The organism is Sphaerotilus sp. (assembly GCF_034519685.1).
Classification (GTDB): Bacteria; Pseudomonadota; Gammaproteobacteria; order Burkholderiales; family Burkholderiaceae_C; genus Sphaerotilus.
Map to the genome: position 1 here is coordinate 558,033 of NZ_JAXHOF010000006.1, position 24,683 is coordinate 582,715.

The 24,683-nt window shown below is 67.4% G+C and carries 22 protein-coding genes; 14 read left to right on the forward strand and 8 right to left on the reverse strand.

Annotation, left to right across the window (positions count from 1 at the left end; translation table 11 throughout):
• Positions 1 to 167 precede the first annotated feature (167 nt).
• Together mnmE and U5O44_RS13785 are read left to right on the forward strand one after the other, a co-directional pair.
• Positions 168 to 1,580, forward strand: a complete 1,413-nt coding sequence (gene mnmE / locus U5O44_RS13780) for a tRNA uridine-5-carboxymethylaminomethyl(34) synthesis GTPase MnmE (protein WP_322589027.1) — start codon at positions 168 to 170, stop codon at positions 1,578 to 1,580.
• Positions 1,581 to 1,689: 109 nt separating this feature from the next.
• On the forward strand, positions 1,690 to 2,157 hold the full coding sequence (locus U5O44_RS13785; protein ID WP_322589028.1) for a cyclic nucleotide-binding domain-containing protein: 468 nt from the start codon (positions 1,690 to 1,692) through the stop codon (positions 2,155 to 2,157).
• Between the two features lie 25 nt (positions 2,158 to 2,182).
• Here the strand turns inward: U5O44_RS13785 and U5O44_RS13790 are convergent, their stop codons facing one another.
• Positions 2,183 to 4,186: a monovalent cation:proton antiporter family protein gene (locus U5O44_RS13790; protein ID WP_322589029.1), complete on the reverse strand. Its 2,004-nt coding sequence runs from the start codon at positions 4,184 to 4,186 to the stop codon at positions 2,183 to 2,185.
• 50 nt (positions 4,187 to 4,236) lie between these two features.
• Here U5O44_RS13790 and U5O44_RS13795 point away from each other — a divergent pair, with 50 nt between their 5' ends.
• Genes U5O44_RS13795 through U5O44_RS13810 form a run of 4 tightly spaced genes read left to right on the forward strand, consistent with a single transcriptional unit; the run spans position 4,237 to position 7,329 of the window.
• Complete coding sequence (locus U5O44_RS13795; RefSeq protein WP_416222177.1) at positions 4,237 to 5,238, forward strand: KpsF/GutQ family sugar-phosphate isomerase; 1,002 nt, start codon at positions 4,237 to 4,239, stop codon at positions 5,236 to 5,238.
• Between the two features lie 2 nt (positions 5,239 to 5,240).
• Complete coding sequence (locus U5O44_RS13800) at positions 5,241 to 5,840, forward strand: KdsC family phosphatase (protein ID WP_416222178.1); 600 nt, start codon at positions 5,241 to 5,243, stop codon at positions 5,838 to 5,840.
• A gap of 11 nt (positions 5,841 to 5,851) precedes the next feature.
• Entirely contained in the window at positions 5,852 to 6,535 is a 684-nt protein-coding gene (lptC, locus tag U5O44_RS13805) for an LPS export ABC transporter periplasmic protein LptC (RefSeq protein ID WP_322589030.1), read from the forward strand.
• Complete coding sequence (locus U5O44_RS13810; protein ID WP_322589031.1) at positions 6,532 to 7,329, forward strand: SDR family oxidoreductase; 798 nt, start codon at positions 6,532 to 6,534, stop codon at positions 7,327 to 7,329. Before lptC ends, U5O44_RS13810 begins: the two co-directional genes overlap by 4 nt.
• A 134-nt stretch (positions 7,330 to 7,463) precedes the next feature.
• Here the strand turns inward: U5O44_RS13810 and U5O44_RS13815 are convergent, their stop codons facing one another.
• The gene (locus U5O44_RS13815; protein ID WP_322589032.1) at positions 7,464 to 7,961 is read right to left on the reverse strand and encodes an RNA recognition motif domain-containing protein; all 498 of its coding nucleotides are present in this window, start codon (positions 7,959 to 7,961) and stop codon (positions 7,464 to 7,466) included.
• 260 nt (positions 7,962 to 8,221) lie between these two features.
• Between U5O44_RS13815 and U5O44_RS13820 the strand changes: the two genes are divergently transcribed.
• The 3 genes from U5O44_RS13820 (at position 8,222) to U5O44_RS13830 (ending at position 11,698) form a co-directional block, all read left to right on the forward strand.
• Complete coding sequence (locus U5O44_RS13820) at positions 8,222 to 8,863, forward strand: MarC family protein (protein WP_322589033.1); 642 nt, start codon at positions 8,222 to 8,224, stop codon at positions 8,861 to 8,863.
• Between the two features lie 69 nt (positions 8,864 to 8,932).
• Positions 8,933 to 10,594 carry a GMC family oxidoreductase gene (locus U5O44_RS13825; RefSeq protein ID WP_322589034.1) on the forward strand — a complete coding sequence of 554 codons (1,662 nt, stop codon included), beginning with the start codon at positions 8,933 to 8,935 and terminating at the stop codon, positions 10,592 to 10,594.
• Positions 10,595 to 10,933: 339 nt separating this feature from the next.
• Complete coding sequence (locus U5O44_RS13830; protein ID WP_322590495.1) at positions 10,934 to 11,698, forward strand: TSUP family transporter; 765 nt, start codon at positions 10,934 to 10,936, stop codon at positions 11,696 to 11,698.
• Positions 11,699 to 11,704: 6 nt separating this feature from the next.
• Here U5O44_RS13830 and U5O44_RS13835 read toward each other — a convergent pair whose 3' ends face one another.
• The 5 genes from U5O44_RS13835 to U5O44_RS13855 form a co-directional block, all read right to left on the reverse strand.
• Positions 11,705 to 12,487: a 3',5'-cyclic-nucleotide phosphodiesterase gene (locus U5O44_RS13835; RefSeq protein WP_322589035.1), complete on the reverse strand. Its 783-nt coding sequence runs from the start codon at positions 12,485 to 12,487 to the stop codon at positions 11,705 to 11,707.
• A 156-nt stretch (positions 12,488 to 12,643) separates the two neighbouring features.
• Positions 12,644 to 13,327, reverse strand: a complete 684-nt coding sequence (locus tag U5O44_RS13840) for an FHA domain-containing protein (protein ID WP_322589036.1) — start codon at positions 13,325 to 13,327, stop codon at positions 12,644 to 12,646.
• Positions 13,328 to 13,371: 44 nt separating this feature from the next.
• Entirely contained in the window at positions 13,372 to 14,154 is a 783-nt protein-coding gene (locus tag U5O44_RS13845; protein WP_322589037.1) for a Stp1/IreP family PP2C-type Ser/Thr phosphatase, read from the reverse strand.
• 27 nt (positions 14,155 to 14,181) lie between these two features.
• Entirely contained in the window at positions 14,182 to 16,893 is a 2,712-nt protein-coding gene (locus tag U5O44_RS13850; protein ID WP_322589038.1) for a CHASE2 domain-containing serine/threonine-protein kinase, read from the reverse strand.
• A 57-nt stretch (positions 16,894 to 16,950) separates the two neighbouring features.
• Entirely contained in the window at positions 16,951 to 17,682 is a 732-nt protein-coding gene (locus U5O44_RS13855; protein WP_322589039.1) for a TerC family protein, read from the reverse strand.
• Between the two features lie 282 nt (positions 17,683 to 17,964).
• On the opposite strand from U5O44_RS13855, the gene U5O44_RS13860 reads away from it, so the two are divergent.
• The gene (locus tag U5O44_RS13860) at positions 17,965 to 18,324 is read left to right on the forward strand and encodes an SWIB/MDM2 domain-containing protein (protein WP_322589040.1); all 360 of its coding nucleotides are present in this window, start codon (positions 17,965 to 17,967) and stop codon (positions 18,322 to 18,324) included.
• An 89-nt stretch (positions 18,325 to 18,413) separates the two neighbouring features.
• On the opposite strand, the gene argC is transcribed toward U5O44_RS13860, so the two are convergent.
• Positions 18,414 to 19,355, reverse strand: coding sequence for an N-acetyl-gamma-glutamyl-phosphate reductase (gene argC, locus U5O44_RS13865; protein ID WP_322589041.1), 942 nt, complete (start codon positions 19,353 to 19,355; stop codon positions 18,414 to 18,416).
• 53 nt (positions 19,356 to 19,408) lie between these two features.
• Between argC and U5O44_RS13870 the strand changes: the two genes are divergently transcribed.
• The 4 genes from U5O44_RS13870 (at position 19,409) to U5O44_RS13885 (ending at position 24,672) form a co-directional block, all read left to right on the forward strand.
• Complete coding sequence (locus U5O44_RS13870; protein ID WP_322589042.1) at positions 19,409 to 19,984, forward strand: RBBP9/YdeN family alpha/beta hydrolase; 576 nt, start codon at positions 19,409 to 19,411, stop codon at positions 19,982 to 19,984.
• Between the two features lie 30 nt (positions 19,985 to 20,014).
• Positions 20,015 to 20,929, forward strand: coding sequence for a ParB/RepB/Spo0J family partition protein (locus U5O44_RS13875; RefSeq protein WP_322589043.1), 915 nt, complete (start codon positions 20,015 to 20,017; stop codon positions 20,927 to 20,929).
• Between the two features lie 468 nt (positions 20,930 to 21,397).
• Positions 21,398 to 23,320 (forward strand): PrkA family serine protein kinase, encoded by a 1,923-nt coding sequence (locus U5O44_RS13880; protein ID WP_322589044.1) that lies wholly within the window; start codon positions 21,398 to 21,400, stop codon positions 23,318 to 23,320.
• Positions 23,321 to 23,379: 59 nt separating this feature from the next.
• Positions 23,380 to 24,672 (forward strand): YeaH/YhbH family protein, encoded by a 1,293-nt coding sequence (locus U5O44_RS13885; RefSeq protein WP_322589045.1) that lies wholly within the window; start codon positions 23,380 to 23,382, stop codon positions 24,670 to 24,672.
• Positions 24,673 to 24,683: the final 11 nt, after the last annotated feature.

Consider the following 24,683-nt stretch of genomic DNA (forward strand, 5'->3'; position numbering starts at 1 on the left):
AGGCTTCAAGAGCCGCACATGGGGCCGGGAGGCTCGCTGCAACAGTCTCGGCTCTGGGGGTTGAATGCCGATTGGCTGGCCCCCCTCCGCGCGAATCCGCAACGCCCTGTCCGGCCCGTCCGACAGGGCGTTTTTCATGGTGTGCGGTGTCGGCGAGAATGCGCGCCATGCTCCCCCGACACCAGGATCCCATCGTCGCCATCGCCACCGCTCCCGGACGGGGGGCGGTCGGCATCGTGCGTGTGTCCGGCCGTGGTCTGCAGCCGCTGATCCGCACGCTCACCGGGCGCACCTTGTCGCCTCGCCACGCCACCTACGGCCCCTTTCTCGATGCGCAGGGCCAGCCCATCGACCAGGGCCTGGCGCTCTTTTTCCCCGCACCGCACAGCTACACCGGCGAGGACGTGCTGGAGCTGCAGGCCCATGGTGGCCCCGTGGTGCTGCAGTTGTTGCTGGCCCGCTGCCTGCAGGTGGCGGGTGAGGGCGTGCTGCCGGGTTTGCGTCTGGCCGAGCCGGGCGAATTCACCGAGCGGGCGTTCCTGAACGACAAGCTCGACCTGGCGCAGGCGGAAGCCGTGGCCGACCTGATCGACGCCAGCACCGAGGCCGCAGCCCGCAGCGCAGCCCGTTCGCTGTCAGGCGCGTTTTCCGAACGCATCACGGGTCTGCGCGACCGGCTGATCGAGCTGCGCATGCTGGTCGAAGCGACGCTGGATTTCCCCGAAGAGGAGATCGACTTCCTGGAGAAGGCCGATGCCCGCGGCCGTCTTGACCGGCTGGCGGATCAACTGGCCGCTGTGCTCGACACGGCGCAGCAGGGGGCGCTGCTGCGCGAGGGGCTGAAGGTCGTCATCGCCGGCCAGCCCAACGCGGGCAAAAGTTCGCTGCTGAACGCGCTGGCCGGGGCCGAACTGGCGATCGTCACGCCGATTCCCGGGACGACGCGCGACAAGGTCAGCGAGACGCTGCAGATCGAGGGGGTGCCGGTGCACATCGTCGACACCGCTGGCCTGCGCTCGGACGAGGAGGCCAGCGACGAGGTCGAGCGCATCGGCATCGCGCGCAGCTGGGGCGCCATCGCCGAGGCAGACGCCGTGCTGCTGCTGCACGACCTGACCCGCTGTGAGGATCCCGTCTACGCCGAGGCCGACCGTGCCATCGAGGCCCGGCTGCCCGACCGCCACCGGCTGGTCCACATCTACAACAAGGCCGACGCCCTGCCCGAGGCGCAGGTGGCCCGGGCACTGGCCTTGTTGCCGGCCGGCAGCAAGGCGCTGGCGCTGTCCGCCAAGACCCATGATGGCCTGCAGCACCTGCGTGAGACGCTGCTGGTGCTGGCCGGCTGGCACGCTTCACCGGAAGGGGTGTTCATCGCCCGCACCCGGCATCTGAAGGCCTTGCGACAGGCGCAGGACCACCTTGGCCTGGCGCGTTGCTGGGCGGCGCAGTCGGACACCGCGCTCGATCTGCTGGCCGAAGAGCTGCGGCTTGCCCATGACGCGCTGGGCGAGATCACCGGCGCTTACACGCCAGACGATCTGCTCGGTGACATATTCACGCGCTTCTGCATCGGCAAGTAGCAGATGCACTCCAGTTTCCGCATTTGTTACGATCTGAATCAGCGCAAGTCGGGGCACTCTGGCATGTTCGGCGCTCGGATGGGAATGCCACCATCAGCAGGAGTGCGCCATGGGAATTGATGATCTGATCGAGGCTGTCCAGTCCTACCGGGCGGACGATGCCTTCCGCGCACGCCTGGATCTGGGCCAGTGGCGCCATCTGGCGGCCTACCTCACGCCCTACCAGCTGCGCTCGGGCGATCTGCTGATCAAGCAGGGCGACTGCGACCGGGCCGCCTACTTCGTCGGTCAGGGCACCTTGCAGGTCTATGTGAGCGGTGCGGCGCCCGGCACCAGCCGCATCGCGCTGATGCGGCCCGGCGCGCTGGTCGGCGAGACCGGGCTCTTCAGCGACCAGCCGCACTCGGCCAATGTCGAGTCCATGACGCCGGCCATCGTCTGGGCCTTGCACCTGCCGCGTTTCGAGGAACTCACGGCCCGCGCGCCGCTGATCGCCAATGAGGTGCTGCGGGCGGCGGGGGCCGTGATGGTGGCCCGGTTGCGGGCCAATCTGGCGCTGCGGGTGGCGGTGGCCTGAGGGGGCACGTCAGTGCCTCGGTGTCTCAGTGCTTGAGCAGCCGGCTTTCTGCCAGCGCCAGCGTTTCCGGCAGGCCGCTCAGCACCAGCACATCGCCGCCGGCCAGCACCAGATTTTCGTCCCCCGTGGCCACGACCTGACCGCTCGCCCGCCGGACTGACACCACCGACACCCCCATCACGTGCAGCGTCAGGTCGCCCAGGCGCTGCCCGACACTCGGTGCTCCCGGAGGCAGACTGACCGACTGCAGGCGGGCCTGGTGCTGTTCGCTGACGGTGTCGTCGTCGGCACCGTGGAAATAGCCGCGCAGCAGGCCGTAGCGGGCGTCGCGTGCATCCTGCGTGATGCGGATCACCCGCCGCATCGGCACCCCCACCAGCGCCAGCGCATGGCTGGCCAGCATCAGCGAACCTTCCAGCGCTTCGGGCACCACCTCCGTGGCGCCTGCCGTGCGCAGTCGCTCCAGATCGGTGTCGTCCGGTGTGCGCACGACGACCGGCACGTGCGCGGCGTGTTCACGCACATGCTGCAGCACCTTCAGCGCCGAGGGCGTGTCGTGGTAGGTGATGACCACGGCCGTGGCGCGTGACAGGCCGGCGGCGATCAGGCTGGGCAGCTTGGCCGCGTCACCGAAGACGACGCTCTGGCCCGCTGCCGCCGCCTGGCGCACGCGGTCTGGATCAAGGTCGAGCGCCATGTAGGGAATGTGCTCCTGGTCGAGCAGCCGCGCCAGGTTCTGGCCGCTGCGGCCGTAGCCACAGATGATCAGGTGCGCCTCGGTGCGGATCGACTTCTTGGCGATCGTCGTGAGCTGCACCGACTGCATCAGCCAGTCGGTGGCCGACAGCCGCATCACGATCCGGTTGCTGCCCATGATGATGAAGGGCGTGGCCAGCATCGACAGCACCATCGAGGCCAGCACCGGGCTCATCCACTGCGCGCCGACCAGGTTGACCTGTGCGCCGAGCGTGAGCAGCACGAAGCCGAATTCGCCCGCCTGGGCCAGGTACAGGCCGGTGCGGATCGCCACGCCTGGTGCCGAGCCGAACATCCGCGCCAGCACCGCCACCAGCCCCGCCTTGGCCAGCACCGGCAGCACGCTCAGCACCAGCACCAGCGGCCATTGGTCGAGCACCGGCCGCCAGTCGAGCTTCATGCCGATGGTGATGAAGAACAGCCCGAGCAGCACATCGTGGAAGGGCCGGATGTCGGTCTCCACCTGGTGCTTGAATTCCGTCTCGGCGATCAGCATGCCGGCAACAAAGGCCCCCAGCGCCAGCGACAGCCCCGCGTGTTCGGTCAGCCAGGACAGCCCGAGCGTGATCAGCAGGATGTTCAGGATGAACAGGTCTTCGCTCTTGCGCCGCACCACCAGGGTCAGCCACCAGCGCATCAGCTTCTGGCCGCCCCACAGCAGCAGGGTCAGCAGCACGACGGCCTTGAGCAGCGCCATGCCGAGGGTGTTCCACAGGGTGTCGCCTGCGCCCTTGGCCAGCGCTGGAATCAGCACCAGCAGCGGCACGACCGCCAGATCCTGGAACAGCAGCACGCCCATGACATTGCGGCCGTGCTCGCTCTCCAGTTCGAGCCGTTCGGACATCATCTTGACGACGATGGCCGTGCTGGACATGGCCATGGCGGCGCCGAGTGCCACCGCGCCCTGCCAGCCCAGATCCCAGGGCTGGCCGATTAGCTTGAACAGCAGCGCCAGCAGCACATTGCCCAGGGCCGCGCCCAGCACGGTCAGCACCACCTGCCCGGCGCCCAGCCCGAACACCAGCCGCTGCATGCTGCGCAGCTTGGGCAGGTTGAACTCCAGCCCGATCACGAACATCAGGAAGACGACGCCGAACTCCGCCAGGTAGCGGATGCTGGCCGAGTCGCGCGCCAATGCCAGCGCATTGGGGCCGATCAGCACACCGACGATCAGGTAGCCCAGCATGGCGGGCAGTTTCAGCAGCCGGCAGCCGACGACGCCGATGACTGCGGCAAGCAGGTAGAGAAGCGCGAGATCGAGATTGCTGGCCATGCACCGTCCTAGAATCGCCCTATCCTAATTCAGCTCCGGCCCGAGATTCAGTGACTCCTGCCCCCGCCGTTCCCCCATTCGACGCCGAGCGTGCCATCCGCATGGCCTGCCAGACCTTGCGCATCGAAGCCGAGGCCCTGTTGCAACTGCAGGACCAGCAAGGGGCGGGCTTCGCCGCGGCAGTGGACACCATCCTGCGCAGCAGCGGCCGCGTGGTCGTGATGGGCATGGGCAAGAGTGGCCATGTCGGGCGCAAGATCGCCGCGACGCTGGCCTCCACCGGCACGCCCGCGCTGTTCGTCCACCCGGCCGAGGCCAGCCACGGCGACCTCGGCATGGTCACCCGCGGTGACGTCGTGCTGGCCATCTCCAACTCCGGCGAGAGCGACGAACTGGCCGCGATCCTGCCCGCGCTGAAGCGGCTGGGCGTGACGCTGGTCGGCATGACCGGCCGGGCCGAGTCGACGCTGGCGTCGCACGCCGACCTGGTGCTGTCGAACCGCGTGGCGCAGGAGGCCTGCCCGCTCAACCTTGCCCCGACGGCCAGCACCACGGCGCAACTCGCACTGGGCGACGCACTGGCGGTGGCGCTGCTCGATGCCCGCGGTTTTCGCGCCGAGGACTTTGCACGTTCGCACCCGGGCGGGGCGCTTGGCCGCAAGCTGCTCACGCATGTGCACGACATCATGCGCCAGGGCGATGCGGTGCCGCGGGTGACACCCGAGGCGGGCTGCGTCGAGATGATGCGCGAGATGAGCGCCAAGGGCCTGGGCGCCACGGCCATCGTCGATGGGCAGGGCCGGGCGATCGGCGTCTTCACCGATGGCGACCTGCGCCGCGCGGTCGAGCAGGGCACCGACCTGCGCACGCTGACCGCCGCGCAGCTGCTGCGCCCGACCCGGCCGCGCAGCGTGCGTGCCGACGCGCTGGCGGTCGAGGCCGCCACGCTGATGGAGGAGGCCTGCATCACCACGCTGCTGGTCCACGACGCCGAGGGCCGCCTGATCGGCGCGCTCAACACCAACGACCTCATGCGCGCGAAGGTGATCTGAGCATGACGATTCCCACCCCGGTCTGGCCCCGCCCCGTGGGGCCGACGCTGCATTTTCCGGCCGAGCTGATGCTGGCGGCCCAGTCGGTGCGGGCGGCGATCTTCGATGTCGATGGGTGCCTCACCGACGGTCGCATCTACATCGGCGAGGCCGGCGAGACGGTCAAGGCGTTCAGCACGCTCGATGGCCACGGCATCAAGCTGCTGGCCCGCGCCGGCATCGTGCCTGTCGTGATCACCGGTCGCGACACGCCTGCGGTGCGCCGGCGCTGCGCCGATCTGGGCATCGTGCATGCGCTGTATGGCATCCACGACAAGCTGGCCGCGGCCGAACAGGTGCTGCAGACCTTGGCGCTGGACTGGCAGGAACTGGCTGTCATCGGCGATGACTGGCCGGATCTGCCGCTGATGGTGCGCTGTGCGCTGGCCTGCGCGCCGGCCCAGGCCCACGCCGAAGTGCGCGCCGTGGCCCACCATGTCACCGCCGTGCCGGGCGGGCAGGGCGCTGCGCGCGAGTTCTGCGATCTGCTGCTGATGGCGGGTGGCCACTACGCCAGCCTGCTGGCCGGTCACCTGACCACGCTGGACGGCGCGGCGCGCTGAGGACTGCGCCCGTGGCCGCCCTCGACGATGACGATGTCACGCCGCTGCCCCTGCCGCCGCTGCTCAGCCGTCTGCCGGAGAGGGCGGGGCAGCCGGTGCTGCCGCGCGGTGTGCGGGTGCGCCATGCGCTGCTGGGCAATCTGCCGCTGTTCCTGATGGCGCTGCTGGCGGCGGCCACCTGGTGGCTGGTCCAGAGCACGCCAACCCCGGACCGTGTCCGTGCCCCGGCCGAAGTCCGGCATGAGCCGGACTATGAAATGCGGGGATTTTCGATCCAGCACTATGCCGCGGCCGGACCTGCGCGCGGCGTGATCGAGGGTGACGTGGTCCGCCACTACCCTGACACTGCGACGCTGGAGATCGACGGTGTCCGCCTGCGCTGGCGCGATGACGAAGGCCACACCTTGCGTGCCACGGCAGCGCGGGCCGTGGCCGATGACCGGGGTGACGCCGTGCGCCTCAGTGGTGGCGTGACGGTGGTTCGCGACCGACTTCCCTCGGAAGAGGCGGCATTGACGTTCTCCGGCGAGGAAATGGTGTTCGATCGCCGGTCGGACCAGGTGCGCAGCACCCGCCCCGTGACCCTGCGACAAGGTCAGAGCGTCATCGAGGCCCGCTCGCTGGTGTATGACCACACCAATGGCCGACTGGAACTGCAGGGGAATGTGCGGGGCCGCCTGCCCGCCCGACGATGACGACAGGCCAGCCGCCACTCGTGTTCATCACTGGCGCGTCCAGCGGCATCGGACAGGCGCTGGCGGCAGCGTATGCCTGCCAGGGCTGGCGGCTGGCGCTGGTCGCGCGCCGGATCGACGCAGTGCAGCAGTGGCTGACTGCGCAGGGGCTCGGGCCAGAGCGGGCCACCGTCTACCGCGCTGATGTGGCGGACGCCGACGACATCGTGGCTGCGGCGAATCGGTGTCTGGCTGAACAGGGGCTGCCTGAAGTGGTCATTGCCAATGCGGGCATCAGCGTGGGCATCGACACGGCCGAGCGTGCCGATCTGGACGTGCTGCAAGCGTTGTACGCCACCAATGTGCTGGGCATGGCCGCCACCTTCCATGCGTTTGTCGGACCGATGCGCCAAGCGCGCCGAGGTACGCTGGTGGGAGTGGCCAGCGTGGCGGCCATCCGCGGACTGCCCGGTCATGGGGGGTACTGCGGCAGCAAAGCTGCGGTCGTGGCGTACTGCGAGAGCTTGCGTGTGGAACTGCGCGCGTCGGGTGTTCGGGTCGTCACCCTGGTGCCAGGCTTTGTGGACACGCCGCTGACCCGTGGGAACCGGTATCCCATGCCGTTCCTGATGGCACCCGAGACCTTGGCGCAGCGGGCATTGCCCTGCATCGCCCGCGGGAAGCGCTTCGCGGTGTTGCCTTGGCAAATGGCCTGGGCCGTGGCGCTTCTGCGGCTGTTGCCGGGTTGGCTGTTCGACCGTGCCATTGCGGGACGCGGACGCAAGCAGCGTCGCAGCGAATCAACGCACTTGTGACCGGTCGTCGGGCGGAGTCCGACAGAGGTCCAAAGAGCGACCCAAAGCGACAAGGCGCCAGACCTTTCGGTCTGACGCCTTGTCGCTTGATCGGTACCGGATCAGAGTGTCAGCAGGCTGACACTCTGGTGTCCTCAGTAGCCGCCGCCGCCGTAGCCGCCGCCGCCGCCACCACCGTAGCCGCCGCCACCGCTGCGACCGCCGCCGGTGCCACCACCGCCGCCTTCACGGCGACCGCCGCCGCCGTAGGGGCTGCGGAAACCGCCGCCACCACCACCACCGCCGCCAGCGCCACCACCACCGTAGCCGCCGCCACCGCTGCGGCCACCGCCGCCGCCAGCACCGCCGCCACCGTAGGGGCTGCGGAAGCCACCCGGACGCTCTTCACGCGGGCGTGCTTCATTCACGACGATGGCACGGCCACCGATCGCTTGGCCGTTCAGACCATTGATCGCGGCTTGCGCTTCGGGATCCGATCCCATTTCGACGAAACCGAAGCCCTTGGAGCGGCCGGTTTCGCGGTCCATCATGACCTTGGCGGAGCTGACCGCACCGAACTGGGAGAACGCGTCGTTCAGATCTTCGTCGCGGACGCTGTAGGCAAGGTTGCCCACATAGAGTTTGTTGCCCATGGAAGAGCGCCTTTCAAGAAACAGGGTACCTGAGGTACCAGAGGACCATGTGGCGGAGCTACAGCCAGCACTCATTCCAGGGAACAGAGAAAAGGCGCCGCGTCCAATCACGAGGGATCATTATGTATGACGGTCAAGCAGTGTGAGCATCCCCACCGCAAGAAGTGTTGTAAGGCTGTGCAGATTTTTTGATCCGATTTGCCGTGGAAGGCGGCCGTTCAGGGGTAAACCCCGAATCTTGGCGGGTGCAGAATCGGGCGATGGACCTCTTCAAACCGCTGGTGGCGCTGCTGGCCATCGTCAATCCGATCGGTGTCGTGCCGTTCTTCATCCACTTCACCCAGCACCTGACGCCCGAGCAGCGTCGGCGCACGATCCGGGTGTCGAGTTTCTCGGCGTTTGTCGTCATCGCGGTCAGCGCGCTGGCCGGGCTGAAGGTGATCGAGTTCTTCGGCATTTCGCTCGCGTCGTTCCAGGTGGGCGGCGGCACGCTGCTGCTGATCAGCGCATTGCAGATGCTCAATGCGCAGCCTGCCGAGTCCCGTTCGGACGATGTCAGCGATGGTCAGCAGCGCGCCGATGCCGGGGACAGCATCGCGGTCGTGCCGCTGACCATTCCGCTGCTGACCGGACCCGCCACCATCTCGACGATGGTGATCTACGCCGATCAGGCGCGCCACTGGTGGCATCTGGCGGCGCTGGTGGGGTTCGGTGTGGTGGTGGGGGCTGCCACGTTCCTGGCGTTTTCCGCGTCCGGAGCCATTGCGCGGCTGCTCGGGAAAACCGGCATCAACGTGATGACACGCCTGATGGGCCTGATTCTGGCCGCGCTGGCGGTAGAGATCATGGCCGAAGGTCTCATCAAGCTGTTTCCGATCCTGGCGTCGCATGTGAGCGGCTGACTGGCGTTTCGACCGAGTGCTGCCGGCGCCGCTTGCGCTTAGAGTGCGGGGCCACGGAGACGCGAGAACATGTCCAGCTTCGACTACATCATCATCGGTGCCGGTACAGCGGGCGCCCTGATGGCCAACCGCCTCAGCGATGCCAAGGGCCTCAGCCGCGTGCTGCTGCTCGAAGCCGGAGGCCATGACGACTACCACTGGATCCACATCCCGGTCGGCTACCTCTACTGCATCGGCAACCCGCGCACCGACTGGCTCTACCAGACCGAGGCCGATCCGGGTCTCAACGGCCGCACGCTGCGCTATCCGCGCGGCAAGGTGCTGGGCGGCTGCTCCAGCATCAACGGCATGATCTACATGCGCGGCCAGTCGCGCGACTATGACCAGTGGGCCGCGCTGACGGGCGACGACACCTGGCGCTGGGACCAGTGCCTGCAGTACTTCCGCCAGCACGAGAACCACTGGCGGCTCGACCCCGACCAGGCCGCGCAGACCCCGGAGGCATTCAAGGCGCTGCACGGCCACGGCGGCGAATGGCGGGTCGAGAAGCAGCGCCTGCGCTGGGACGTGCTCGACGCCTTCGCCCAGGCCGCGCAGCAGGCCGGCATTCCCGCCACCGACGACTTCAACCGCGGCACGAACGAAGGTGTCGGTTACTTCGAGGTCAACCAGAAGGCGGGTTTCCGCTGGAACACAGCCAAGGCGTTCCTGCGGCCGACGTGCTTCGGTCGACCGAATTTCGAGATGTGGACCGGCGCCCAGGTCCGCCGCCTGCTGACCGAACGTGGGGCCGATGGCAGCCTGCGCTGCACCGGCGCCGAGGTGGTCACGCCGCACGGCATCGAGACCGTCACCGCCACGCGCGAAGTCATCCTGTGCGCCGGCAGCATCGGCAGCCCGCAGCTCCTGCAGCTTTCCGGCATCGGTCCCGGCGGGCTGTTGCAGCAGCACGGCATCGAGGTGAGACATGACCTGCCCGGCGTCGGCGAGAACCTGCAGGACCACCTGCAGATCCGCTCGGTCTACAAGGTGCAGGGGGTGAAGACGCTCAACACGCTGGCGGCCACCCCATGGGGCAAGGCCATGATCGGGCTCGAATACCTGCTGCGCCGCACCGGGCCGATGAGCATGGCACCGTCGCAACTCGGCGCCTTCACGCGCACGTCGGACGCTTTCACCTGGCCGAACATCGAGTACCACGTCCAGCCGCTGTCGCTCGACGCCTTCGGCCAGCCGCTGCACACGTTCAACGCCTTCACCGCGAGCGTGTGCAACCTCAACCCGACCTCGCGTGGCCATGTGCGCATCACTTCGCCGCGCCATGAGGACGCCCCCGCCATCTTCGCCAACTACCTGTCGACGCCCGAGGACCGGCAGGTCGCGGCCGACTCCCTGCGTGTGACCCGGCGCATCGTGGCGCAGCCGGCGATGCAGCGCTACCAGCCGCAGGAGTTCAAGCCCGGTGTGCAGTACCAGTCCGACGAGGATCTGGCGCGGCTGGCCGGTGACATCGCCACGACCATCTTCCACCCGGTCGGGACTTGCCGGATGGGCCGGGCCGATGATCCGGCTGCGGTGGTGGACACCCGGTTCAGGGTGCGCGGCGTGGCGGGTCTGCGTGTGGTGGACGCCAGCGTGATGCCCACCATCACCAGCGGCAACACCAACTCGCCGACGCTGATGCTGGCCGAGCGGGCCGCGCAATGGGTGCTTGCGGACCGGCTGGCTTGACGAATGCCCGCTTTCGGACGCCCGCCCGGCGTTACATGGCGACAACACGCCATCTTGGTGCGGGAAACCCCGGATAGGTCGCCAGATCGCCAGCCCCTACATTTCCGCCACTCGCAAACGCAGACCCCTGGTGGCTGTGTGCAGGAGCGAGGGACTGAGGAGACTGAGACTGGTTCATCAAGCGCCAACAACAGGCGCCAACAACAACACCAATGCCCTGCCACACCATAAGACATCCAGGCAGGTCTGACGCTCCGAACATGCAGCGCTAGAGCGCAGTGAGACAATTCGAAGGCACCGGCAACCCCGGTGCCTTTTGTTTTTCCGGGGATGCAGGTGATGGATCTGGTGTGGGTGACGCTGGCGTCGGCGCTGGCGGGGTTTGTCGATGCGATCGTGGGTGGGGGCGGGCTGGTGCTGGTGCCGGCGCTGTTCGCGGTCTATCCCTCGGCAGCACCGGCCACGCTGTTCGGCACGAACAAGGGCGCGGCCATCTGGGGCACGGCCTGGGCGACCGCGCAATACGCCCGTCGCGTGACGATGAACTGGGCCACGCTGGCGCCCGCTGCCCTGGCCGCACTGGCGTTCAGTTTTGCCGGCGCCTGGCTCGTGACGCAGGTGCCCGCGACGGGCTTGCGGCGGGCTCTGCCGTTCATTCTGCTAGCGGTACTGGTCTACACGCTGTTGCGCAAGGACATGGGCCGGGAGCATGCGCCCGGTGGTTCGGTACGCGGGGAGGCGGTGCTGGCGACGCTGATCGGTGCGGTGGTCGGTTTCTACGATGGCTTCTTCGGGCCGGGCACCGGCAGCTTCTTCGTGTTCCTGTTCGTGCGGCTGCTGGGGTATGACTTCCTGCACGCCTCCGCCGCGGCCAAACTGCTCAACACGGCCACCAACATGGCCGCACTGGCGCTGTTCGCGTCGACGGGGCATGTGTGGTGGGCGGTGGCCGCCACGATGGCGGTGGCCAATGTGGCCGGCAGCCTGCTGGGCACACGGCTGGCGCTGCGCCATGGCGCAGGCTTCGTGCGCGGTGTGTTCATCGTGGTGGTGGGGGCACTGATTGCCCGGACGGGATGGGACGCGCTGCACCTCCCGGGCTGAGGCCCTTCAGAACCGGTAGCGCTCGCCCCGGGTCAGTGCGAACACCGGCAGCGGCAGGTCGAGTGCTGCGAGCTGCCCCGTCACCGCGGCCATTTCACCGGGCTTGATGTGGGTGATGGCGACCGAGGTGTCGCTGTCCACGTCGAGGTGCTGCAGCTCTGCGGCGAGCATCGAGGGAGAGAGGTGCCGGCTGATCTCGGCCAGTGCCCGCTCGTCATCATTGAAAGCAGTCTCGATCACCAGCTGTGCAATCGGGCGGCCCCGCAGGCGCTCCCACAGTGCCGGGTTGGGACCGGTGTCGCCCGTGAAGACCCACCAGCCAGAGGGCGTGTCCACCGCCACACCGCAGGCCGGGACCGTGTGCCAGGCGGGCAGCACCTCGATGGTCAGGTCACTCAGGCAGAGCACGTCGCCCGTCTGGAAGGGCTCCAGCGTGAGGATGGGCTGGTTCGGTCGTGGCAACCGCGTGAAGTCAGGCCAGATCACGTTGTTGAAGACATGCTGGCGCAGGGCGTCCAGCGTCTCGGGCAGGCCGTGGACCTGGATCGGACGGAAGGGCGTCATCGCCAGGCGGCGCTGCATGACACTGTCGGCGATCAGCGGAATGCCCAGCACGTGGTCCAGGTGCGAGTGGGTCAGCACGATGTGGTCGATCGCCGCCAGTTCATCCAGTGTCAGGTCACCCACACCGGTTCCCGCATCGACGAGGACATGCTCGTCCAGCAGAAAGGAAGTGGTCCGGTTGTCGAGGGCAATCGAGCCCGAGCAGCCAAGGACACGCAGGTTCATCAGGTTTCCAGGTGAGGACTTGCAACAGAGGCGGCCATGCTGCCCCTCGCCTCACCCGCGTGCAAGCCAGCCCCTGCGCACTTCCGCACTGCTTGCACCCTGCTGTGGACGGCAGGGGCGGTCGACGTGAACAAGCACACGGGCAGGTCCGGGCATTCAGGGCTGCATGAACTGCATCTGCGTGCCGGCGAGTTCGATCACATCCCCGTCCTTCAGATGCACCGGGTCGGACTGGACGGGGGCGCCGTTGACGGTCGGTCGGGCGTTGCCTTCGACGTGTGCGAAGACATAGCCGCCAGGGCGCTTGGTGATCGACGCGACCTGCACGCCGGGTTTGCCGACGGTGGTCACCACCTTGGTCAGCACCACCTCGCGTCCTGCTGCCGCGCCGGAGAGCACACGGATGGAGGCCTGCGGCACGGTGCCAGCGGCCAGACCACCGAAGCCCGACGGCGGGAAGGCGCTCGGCATCGTCGGTGCAGTGGGCCGACCGTGCAGGCCCGACGGATGCTGGCCCGGCTTCAGGATCATGGTCTTTTCATAATCCGAGCTGTCTTCGACCAAATACTTGATCTTGTATTTGCCGATCTCAATCGTGTCATTGTGTTGCAGCAGCTGCTTCTTGATGGCGCGGCCGTTGATGTACGTGCCGTTGGTGCTGTTCTGGTCCTCGATGTAGACATCCTGACCGACCATCTGCAGCACGGCGTGCTCCCCGCTCACGGCGAGGTTGTCGATCACGATGTCGTTGTAAGGACGCCGGCCCAAGGTGGTCTTGTCCTTGGTGAGCTGAACTTCCTTGATGACGACACCGTCCAGCGAAACAACAAGTTTGGGCATGAGCAACCTCTGAAGCTTGGCGTCTGGGACCTGGTCCCTTGATCTCAGCGCCGGAATGGCCACCACGCCTGGCCTGCACCGGGCAGGGCGTGAACGGCTACCAGTATCACAGCGATATTATCCCGCCCGCCCGCCTGATTGGCGGCATCGATCAGCGCCTGTGCAGCTTTGTCGATCTCGGTGCATTCACTCAGCACGGCGGCGATGCGCGGGTCGTCGAGCATGTCCGACAACCCATCCGAGCACAGCAGGAACCAGTCGTCCGGATGGACGGCATGGGCATGGGCTTCGAGCAGCACCACATCCTCGACGCCGACCGCGCGGGTGACCAGATTTTTCTGGTTGCTGAACGCGGCCTGCTCGGGCGAGATCAGGCCAGCGTCGATCTGTTCCTGCAGCAGCGAGTGGTCGCGGGTGAGCTGCATCAGGCGACCGTCGCGCCAGCGGTAGGCTCGTGAATCGCCGATGTGGCCCAGCAGCAGCCGACTGCCACGGAACACGCCCACCACCAGCGTCGTGCCCATGCCGGCGTACTGCGCTTCGGTGTGGGCGGCGTTGAAGATCGCGCGGTTGGCGTTGTCGACACAGACGTCCATGGCGCGGCGGACTTCACGATCGGACGCATCCGGTCCGGCTTCGCGCAGCCACTGGCCCAGTTCGCGCTGGAGGAACGCGGTGGCCATGCCGCTGGCGACTTCGCCGGCGTTGTAGCCGCCCATGCCATCGGCCAGCACCATCAGGCCGGCAGACTCGTCCAGCGCGACCGAATCTTCATTGTTGTTGCGGACACGACCTCGATCGGTCGCGGAAAAGAACTCGAAAGTCATGGGAAAGACACGCGGACGGTCCATGGATCAGCGGCGTGATTGTGACGCCACGCTTCTCGGGCCGGGCGTCTGGGCGGTGTGCGGGAATGGTTCTGCCGCGTATTCCTCCACCGATCCGAGCACGGGGAAGTCCTGGTGCTGCGACCTGCTGCGCTGCAGCATGGAAGAGATCAGGTGCAGATCGGTGGCCAGCTCCAGCCCGTCCGGATAGCGCAGCTCGGGGCGCTTGTCGAGCAGGATGCCCAATACGTCGGCCAGCGCCTCCGGCACCGAAGGGCGCAGACTGCGCACATCCGGCGCCGGCTTGTTGGCGATGGCGCCCATCAGTTCGGTCATCGTGTGGCCCGTCAGCGGCAGGTCACCCGTCAGCATGTGGAACATCAGCACCCCCAGCGCGTACAGGTCGCTGCGCCCGTCGGCTTCTCGGCCGGCGATCTGCTCGGGCGACATGTAGGAGGGCGAGCCGAGGATCAGTCCGGTGCGGGTCCGGCTCGCGCCCGAGATGCGGGCGATGCCGAAGTCGGTCACCTTCACCTGCCCGCGCGCCAGGTCGATCATCACATTGGCTGGCTTGATGTCGCGGTGCACGACACCGAGGGCATGGGCATGGGCCAGGGCGGTGGCCACCCGCGTGCCGATTGCCACGACCGTTGCCATCGGCAGCAGGCTGCCTGCGCGCAGGTGCTGCGTCAGGTCATGGCCGGTCAGGCGTTCCATGGCGATGTAGGCGATGCCATGTTCCTCGCCGGTCTGGAGCACGCGCACGATGTCCGGGTGCTGCAGGCGGCGCGCGGCTTCGGCCTCGCGGTGGAAGCGCTGGCGGGCTTCCTGGAGTGCATAGCCGTCGAACTCGCGGGCCAGGGCCAGTGTCTTGACGGCCACCTCCTGCCCGGTCTCGGTGTCATGGGCCAGGTAGACCCTGCCCATCGCGCCGCGGCCGAGTTCCCGGTCCAGCCGGAACGGGCCGAGCTTGGGCAGCGCGCGCGGCGCATCGTGCGCGGTCAGCGCCGCGCTGGCGAGCACCTCATCGCGTGACAGCGGCTGGGTTTTTTCGAGCGCCCGCGAGGCTGCCTCGTCGTCGGCAAACTCCTGTGGATCGCGTGGAATCGGGCGGGTCTTTTCGTAGGCCCGGTCCAGCTCCGCCATCTCCATGGCCTGTGTTTGCTCGCTGAAACCCTCCGGCAGTTCCGTGTCCGGGTCGTCTTCCGTGTCCGTGTCCGTGTCCGAGTCCGTTTCTGGTCCAGGGTGTGCGACAGCGCGGGCCGGTCTGCCGGTCAAGGGTGCGGGCACAGGCTTCGGCATGGCGCGTGGCTCCAGCGGCATCACGTCGAAGGTGGTGATGATCGTGTCGGCCATCGGGGCATCGATCAGCATGGGCGGCGCCGTGCTGCGCCGCGCGGTCCGGCGCAGCCAGTGGGTGTGCAGGTGCAGACCGGCCCATGCGCCCAGCAGACCGGAGATCGGCAATGTCAGCGGCATCCAGATCCGCGCCTGCCCCAGCAGCACATGCGGCACGATCAGGAAGGCCAGGCCTGCAGCGGCCGACAGGGCGATCGCCGTGCCGCGGGTCACCTTCGGCAGCACACTCGCCACCCCGCCCGCCACGCCCAGCAGCAGCAGCCACGGCAGCCAGCGTGTCCAGTCCGGCTGCTGCACCCAGCGGCCGCTGACCAGCGCGGCGGTGATCCGTGCCAACGCCTCGGCCGGGTGGACCGCACGGCCATCGGGCAGGTACACCTGCCGGGCGGTCATGCCGGTGTCGTCGTGGCTGATGATGGCGATGCGGCCCTGCAGCCGGGTCGCGGTGGCGGGGTTGTCCAGCAGGTCCTGCGCACTCACGGTCACGATGCCTGCCTGCGCCGCCGTGCCCGACGGCCACAGTGGCACCAGCTGGCCCAGCGCATCGACCGACAGCGTGCGGCTGCCGAGCCGTGGCGCAGAGGCCTGCAGGGCGGCATCGACCTGGGCCGGGGTGAGTCCGCGGTGAAGTCCCGCCGCCAGCACCGCCAGCGAGCTGACCCGCCAGGCGCCCACCTGGCGTTGCAGCGCATGGCGGCGCAGCACGTTGTCGCTGTCGGGCTGGATTTCACTGTGTCCCACGCCCGCAGCAGCGTCTCGCAGCAGCGGCAGTGGCCAGGGTGCTGTCAGTGGTGCGCCGGCGGGGGTGCGTGCACCCGGTGCTGCCGGGCCCTTGGGCGCTGCGGGGCGATCCGTCAGCGACCGGCCCGGCAGGGCCGCCAGACTGAGCAGGGTGCGCTGGTGGCGTTCGATGCTGGCGGCGAGTCGTGCATCGCCGTCCAGGCTCTGCTCGCTGCGCTCCAGCATGGCGGGCAGATCCGGGTGCCTGGCCAGCACCGGGTCCGCAGCGATGGTGGCGTGCAGGTGCTGCAGCTCGGCCAGCGCCCGCTCGCTTTCGTGGCCGATGAAGGGCTGGGTGTCGACGACGACACTGGCCTGCACCAGCCGGTCGATCAACCGGGCGTGCAGTTCGCGCGGCCAGGGCGCGCGGCCGTGGCGGGCCTGGCTGGCCTCGTCGATCATCACCAGCGCCACCTCGGCTGTTGGCGCTGGGGCCATCCGGCTGGTGACGGCTCGGTCGAAGAGCCACTGCTGCGGCGGCTCGGCCAGATCGGTCGTGGCATGCAGCAGGGCGGCCACGGCCAGCAGCAGCAATGCCCAGGCCCTGTCCTGTTTCCAGAAAGCGGGGCGTGGGCTGGTCATGGTGATCGGGCTGGACATGGAGATTGCAGTCTCGCAGTATCGCAGCGCCGACAGCCCCCGCGAAGGCCTGCCGGATCAGGTGGCCTGTCTGCGCTGCGTCATCAGTTTGCCTGCCGCCAGCACCAGCAGGGCGCCCGCCACGCCTGCACCGTACCGGATGGCAGCGCTGACCTGGGCTTCACCGCCTGTCGAGGCACTGCCCGTGGCCTCTGCCAGCCACCCCGTGATCGCGGGGTCCGTGACGGACATCGTGCCGGCGATCCAGCCCAGCAGCATGCCACCGACGACGATGACGACCGGGAAGCGGTCCATCAGCTTGATGACCAGCTGGCTGCCCCAGACGATGATGGGAATGCTCACCAGCAGACCGAAGATGACCAGCGGCATCTGGTGACCGGGCGAGGCCGTTTCGGCGGCACCGGCGATCGCGATCACGTTGTCCAGGCTCATCACGAAGTCCGCGACGATGACGGTCTTCACGGCGGCCCAGAGCTTGTCGCTGGCCTGGATCTCGTGGTCGCCCTCGTCATCGGGTACCAGCAGCTTGATGCCGATCCACAGCAGCAGCAGCGCACCGACGAGCTTCAGGAAGGGCAGCTTCAACAGGGTCAGCGCGAAGAAGATCAGCACGACCCGCAAGGCGATGGCCCCTACCGTGCCCCACAGGATGCCGGCGCGGCGTTGCGCTGGAGGCAGCTTGCGGCAGGCCAGCGCGATGACCACCGCGTTGTCCCCACCCAGCAGGATGTCGATCATGATGATCTGGCCGACGGCGAGCCAGAACTCGGGAGTCAGGAATTGTTCCATGGTGTTTGGTGTTTGTTCGACCCTTGCGGGGGTCATGCAGGAGAGAAGCACGGGGTGTTCCGGGGCAGAGGTCTGCCCGGAGATGCCCGGAGATGTCGGGAGAGTGTAGGAGGCCCTTCGTGCGTTTTTCATGCGTAGCTCCACGAACATCGGCGAGGCTCGGCGGTGCTCGACCGGGCTTTCCGGCCGAACACGCCTTCTCAACACCATAGGCAAGCAGTACCATTGCCGCGCAGTGCCTCTCCCAAGGGCACATCACCATCCAAGACGGAGAAAACACACATGGCAACTGCCAAGAAGGCCGCCGCGAAGAAGGCCCCCGCACCCGTAGTCGACGCTGTCGTGGCTGCACCTGTTGCCGCCCCGGTGGTCGAGGCCCCCGCGGCCGAGGTCAAGAAGCCCAATGCGGCCTTCATGAAGCCGATGACCCCCTCGAAGCTGCTCGCCGCCGTGGTCGGCAAGGGCACGATGCCCCGCACCGAAGTGACGAAGAAGGTCTGGGAATACATCAAGAAGCACAACCTGCAGGATCCGGCCAACAAGCGCATGATCAATGCCGACAAGAAGCTCAAGGCCATCTTCGGCAAGGACCAGGTCTCGATGTTCGAGATGACCAAGCTGATCAGCAATCAGCTCTCCTGAGTTGCCCTGAACTGTCCTGATCGCGGTCTCTTCTGCATCGAAAAGCCCGGCATTGCCGGGCTTTTTCATGGGTGCATGGCGTGCAGGCGTCAGAGGCCCAGGCCTTCGTCCAGCCCCAGATGGACGTTCATCGACTGCACCGCGGCGCCGCTGGCGCCCTTGCCGAGGTTGTCCAGCCGGGCCATCAGCAGCACCTGCTCGCCATTGGCGAACACGAACAGGTCGACCCGGTTGGTGTCGTTGCAGCCCTGCACGTCGAAGAAGCCACCTTCCATCGTGGACGGGTCGTTCAGCGGCATGACGCGCACGAAGGGCTCGCCGGCGTAGTGCTCCGCGAAGGCGGCGTGCAGCCGCTCGGCGGTGGCACCCGGGGCGAGCTGCGCGCGGTGCAGCGGGATCGTCACCGACAGGCCCTTGTAGAAGTTGCCGACCACCGGCACGAAGACCGGCTTGGTCGTCAGCCCCGTGTGGGTCATCATTTCCGGGATGTGCTTGTGCGACAGGCCCAGCGCGTAGGGGCGCGGTGACTCCAGCTTCACGTCGCCGCCGGCCTGGTACTGCTCGATCATCTTCTTGCCGCCGCCCGAGTAGCCCGTCAGCGACGTGGCATTCACCGGCAGCGCCGCCGGCACCAGCCCGGCGTCCACCAGCGGGCGCATCAGCAGGATGAAGGCGCTGGCGTGGCAGCCCGGATTGGCGATGCGCTTGGCGGCGCGCAGCTGCTCGCGCTGGCCTGCGGCCAGCTCCGGCAGGCCGAACGCCCAGCCCGGCACGGTGCGGTGCGCGGTGCTGGCGTCGATCAGGCAGGTGTTCGGGTTGGTGATCAGCGCCGCGGCTTCGACGGCCGCCGCATCCGGCAGGCACAGGAAGGCCACGTCGGCCGCGTTCAGCAGGCGCGCGCGCTCGGCAGCGTCCTTGCGCTTGTCCGGATCGATGCGCAGCACGTCGATGTCGGCGCGGCCGGCCAGGTACTCGTGGATGCGCAGGCCGGTGGTGCCTTCCTGACCATCGACAAACACTGCATGCTTCATGGGAGAAATCCTTGTATCGGTGGAACGCCAAAGAGAACGCGAAAGAATACGGCATGAACAAGACACTCCAGATACTGCATCCCTTTCGTGTGCTGATGCTGCCCGGCTGGCTGGGCTCGGGCGAGGGCCACTGGCAGACGCGCTGGGCTGCGCTGCACGGCTTCGAGGTGGTCGAGCAGGACGACTGGGTCTGGCCACGCCGGGGCGACTGGATGGCGCGGCTCGACGACGTGCTGCTGTCGGACCCGCGGCCGGCGGTGCTGGTGGCGCACAGCCTGGGCTGTCAGCTCGTGGCCTCGTGGGCTGCGCACAGCCGCCACACGGCGCGCGTGCAGGGCGCGCTGCTGGTGGCGCCCCCCGACACCGAGCGCGCCGACATGCCGCCCCAGCTCCACAACTGGCGGCCGATCCGCCGCCAGCCGCTGTCGTTCGCGGCGGTGGCCGTGGTGTCGTCGAACGACCCGTACTGCGACCCGGCGCGTGCCCTCGGGCTGTGCGCGGACTGGGGCGTGATCCGCATCGACGCCGGCCCGCGTGGCCACCTCAACGCCGAGTCGGGCCTGGGCGACTGGCCCGAAGGACTTGCGCATGTGGCCACCCTGGGGCAAGCCCTGCACGTCAGCCCCTGAAACGACGTGGATATCGCGGACAATCGCCCGATGGTCACCAAGAAGCCCAAAGGTCTCGGTCGCGGTCTGGAAGCCCTGCTCGGGCCGCAGGTCAGCGACACCACGCCACAGCCCGGCGGCAAGGAGCGGCATCCCGGTGCCGTCCAGCTCGACCAGCTCCTGCCCGGCAAGTACCAGCCGCGCACCCGCATGGACGAAGGCTCGCTGTTCGAGCTGGCCGAGAGCATCAAGACCCAGGGCGTGATGCAGCCGGTGCTGGTGCGCCCCGTGGCCTCGCGCGACGGGCTGCCGATGTACGAGATCATCGCCGGCGAGCGCCGCACCCGTGCGGCGCGGCTGGCGGGGCTGGACGAGGTGCCCGTGCTGGTGCGTGACGTGCCGGACCAGGCCGCCGCGGTGATGGCGCTGATCGAGAACATCCAGCGCGAAGACCTCAACCCGCTCGAAGAGGCGCACGGCGTGCAGCGCCTGATCCGCGACTTCGGGCTGACGCACGACAGCGCCGCGCAGGCCATCGGCCGCTCGCGCAGCGCCACGTCCAACCTGCTGCGCCTGCTGCAGCTGGCCGAGCCGGTGCAGCAGATGCTCACCGCCGGCGACATCGACATGGGCCACGCCCGTGCGCTGCTGTCGCTGGACAAGGCGCACCAGATCACCTGCGCCAACGAGGTCGTCGGCCGCAAGCTCTCGGTGCGCGAGGCCGAAAAACTCGTCAACCGCCAGCACGACCCGGCCCACCCCGGTGCGACCGAGCGGGCTGTACCGGCCAAGTCGCGTGACGTGCAGCGCCTCGAAGCGCAGCTGTCGGATCTGCTGACCGCTCAGGTCGAGATCCGCGTCAAGAAGCGCACCCGCCGTGGCGAGCAGGGCGAGGTCGCCATCGCCTTCGGTTCGCTCGACGAGCTGAGCGGCCTGCTCGACCGCCTCGGCGCGACCGAGCGCTGAGCACGTCTGGCTGCGCGGTGCCACCCGCTTCCGGGTGGCTTTTGCTGTGCTGAGCATCCGCAGTTGCGGTGTTGTCCTGCTTCGTCCCTTCCGTCACGATCGGTACAGGTTTGGCGGCATCCTGTGCTGCAGGCGGAGGGTTCGGGCACGGGCCTTGCAGCTGTCAACGCAGGGAAACAGCCTGACGTAGTGGACAGAGGGTGAAGCGGGTGCGGAGTGACGGATGTCGCGCCACCCCGATCTCAGATGGAAATGGCCGATTCGACCGGGTCACTTCCCGGGACCGACGGACTCAAGGTGGAACGAAGCTGACATTGCCGAGTCACACAAACGCGGGTTTTCCGCGCTTGCAGACCAACGGAAAGTTCTGATGGCGCCTCGCCCCGGCGCGGGACGCCATCAGATCTTCCCTGGTGGTGCGACACTGATCCTGTCGCCCATCGCCTGACTTCATACAGGAGGCCTGCAATGGACGTGATCAGCAATTTCGCCGCCCGCTACGAGCGTACCCGCGAGGAAGAAATCTCGCTGGAAGACTACCTTGCCGAGTGCAAGCGCAACCCCTTGGCCTATGCCTCGGCCGCCGAGCGCATGCTCAAGGCCATCGGCGAGCCCAAGTCGATCGACACCCGCAACGACCCCCGTCTGTCGCGGCTGTTCGCCAACAAGATCATCAAGATCTACCCCGCCTTCGCCGAGTTCTACGGCATGGAGGACGCGATCGAGCAGGTCGTTTCCTACTTCCGCCACGCCGCGCAAGGGCTGGAGGAGAAGAAGCAGATCCTCTACCTGCTGGGCCCCGTGGGCGGCGGCAAAAGCTCCATCGCCGAGCGCCTGAAGCAGCTCATGCAGGAGGTGCCGTTCTACGCGATCAAGGGTTCGCCGGTGAACGAGTCGCCGCTGGGCCTGTTCGATCCGGCCGAGGACGGCGCCGTGCTGGAGAAGGAATACGGCATCCCGGCGCGCTACCTGAACCGCGTGATGAGCCCGTGGGCGGTCAAGCGGCTCGAAGAGTTCGGGGGGGACATCCGCCGCTTCAAGGTGGTCAAGCGTTTCCCGTCGATCCTCAAGCAGGTCGGCATCGCCAAGACCGAGCCGGGTGACGAGAACAACCAGGACATCAGCGCGCTGGTCGGCAAGGTGGACATCCGCAAGCTGGAGACCTTCGCCCAGGACGATCCGGACGCCTACAGCTACTCGGGTGGCCTGTGCCTGGCCAACCAGGGGATGCTGGAGTTCGTGGAAATGTTCAAGGCGCCGATCAAGGTGCTGCACCCGCTGCTGACCGCCACGCAGGAGGCCAACTTCAAGGGCACCGAAGGTTTTGGCGCCATCCCGTTCGACGGCATCGTGCTGGCGCACTCGAACGAGAGCGAGTGGAAGACCTTCCGCAACAACAAGAACAACGAGGCCTTCCTCGACCGGATCTACATCGTCAAGGTGCCGTACTGCCTGCGGGTGTCGGAAGAGGTGAAGATCTACGAGAAGCTGCTGAAGGGCAGCTCGCTGGCTGGCGCCACCTGCGCGCCGGGCACGCTGAAGATGATGAGCCAGTTCGCCATGCTCACGCGCCTGAAGGAGCCGGAGAACTCCAGCCTCTACAGCAAGATGATGATCTACGACGGCGAGAACCTGAAGGACACCGACCCGCGCGCCAAGAGCTACCAGGAATACCGCGACTACGCTGGCGTGGACGAGGGCATGAGCGGCATCTCGACGCGCTTCGCCTACAAGATCCTGTCCAAGGTCTTCAACTTTGACAACACCGAGCTGGCGGCCAACCCGGTCCACCTGATGTACGTGCTGGAGAAGCAGATCGAGCGCGAGCAGTTCCCCGCCGAGACCGAATCGAAGTACATCGGCTACATCAAGGAGCTGCTGGCCCCGCGCTACGCCGAGTTCATCGGCAAGGAGATCCAGACCGCCTACCTGGAGAGCTATTCCGAGTACGGCCAGAACATCTTCGACCGCTACGTGACCTACGCCGACTACTGGATCCAGGACCAGGAGTACCGCGACACCGACACGGGTGAGGTGTTCGACCGTGCCAGCCTGAATGGTGAGCTGGAGAAGATCGAGAAGCCCGCCGGCATCGCCAACCCGAAGGATTTCCGCAACGAGATCGTCAACTTCGTGCTGCGGGCCCGCGCCAACAACGGCGGCAAGAACCCGGTCTGGACCAGCTACGAGAAGCTGCGTGCGGTGATCGAGAAGAAGATGTTCTCGAACACCGAGGAGCTGCTGCCGGTCATCAGCTTCAACGCCAAGGCGAGCAACGACGAGGCCAAGAAGCACGAGGACTTCGTCAACCGCATGGTGCTCAAGGGCTACACGCCCAAGCAGGTGCGCCTGCTGTGCGAGTGGTACCTGCGCGTGCGCAAGTCGAGCTGAGGCCCCGGCCGCCCTGGCTCCGGGAGGTGCCGGGGCGGCCAACCATTGCAAGGTGAACCATGTTCCAGCAGATCATCGACCGCAGGCTCTCCGGCAAGAACAAGTCGATCGGCAACCGCGAGCGCTTCCTGCGGCGTTACAAGGACCAGATCCGGGGTGCCGTGCGCCGCGCCATCGACGGGCGCGGCATCCGCGACCTGGAGCGTGGCGAGGACATCCACATCCCCAAGAAGGACATCAGCGAGCCGGTCTTCCACCACGGACAGGGCGGCCAGCGCGACATGGTCCACCCCGGCAACCAGGACTATGTGGCTGGCGACCGCATCAAGCGGCCCAAGGGCGGTGGCGCCGGCGGCGGCTCCGGCCAGGGCCAGGCGAGCGACTCCGGCGAAGGCGAGGACGACTTTGTCTTCTCGCTGAGCAAGGAGGAGTTCATGCAGGTCTTCTTCGAGGATCTGGCCCTGCCGCACCTGATCCGCACCCAGCTCGCCGAAACCCCCGAGTGGAAAAGCCACCGCGCCGGCTTCACCAACGACGGCACGCCGAGCAACCTGCACATCGTGCGGTCGATGCGCGGCGCGCTCGGCCGGCGCATCGCGCTGGGTAACGACAGCCGGCGCGAACTGCGCCACCTCGAACACCAGCTCGCCGAGCTGCAGGCCCATCCACACCCGACCGATCTGCTCGCCGAGAAGGTGCTGCTGGACCTGCAGACCCGCATCGCCGAGCTGCGGGCGCGCATCGGCCACATCCCCTTCCTCGACCCGATCGACCTGCGCTTTCGCAGCCGGGTGAAGGTGCCGGTGCCGACCTCGAAGGCGGTGATGTTCTGCGTGATGGACGTGTCCGGCTCGATGGACGAGTCGCGCAAGGAGCTGTCCAAGCGCTTCTTCATCCTGCTCTACCTGTTCCTGACGAAGCACTACGAGAAGATCGACATCGTCTTCATCCGCCACCACACGCAGGCGCAGGAGGTGGATGAACAAGGCTTCTTCCACTCGACCGAGACCGGCGGCACGGTGGTGTCCAGCGCGCTGGTGCTGATGGAGGAGATCATTCGCGCCCGCTATCCCAGCGACCAGTGGAACATCTACGGCGCGCAGGCCAGCGACGGCGACAACTGGCACCACGACTCGGGCCGCTGCCGCGAGATCCTGCAGAACAAGATCCTGCCGCTGTGCCGCTACTTTGCCTATGTGCAGGTGGCCGAGCCGGAGCAGAACCTGTGGGACGAGTACACGCGCCTGAGTGAAACCTCCGGGCCGCATTTCGCGATGCGCAAGGTGACGAGCGCCGACCAGATCTACCCGGTGTTCCGTGACCTGTTCAAGAAGGAAGGAGCCACCGCATGAAACCCATGCCC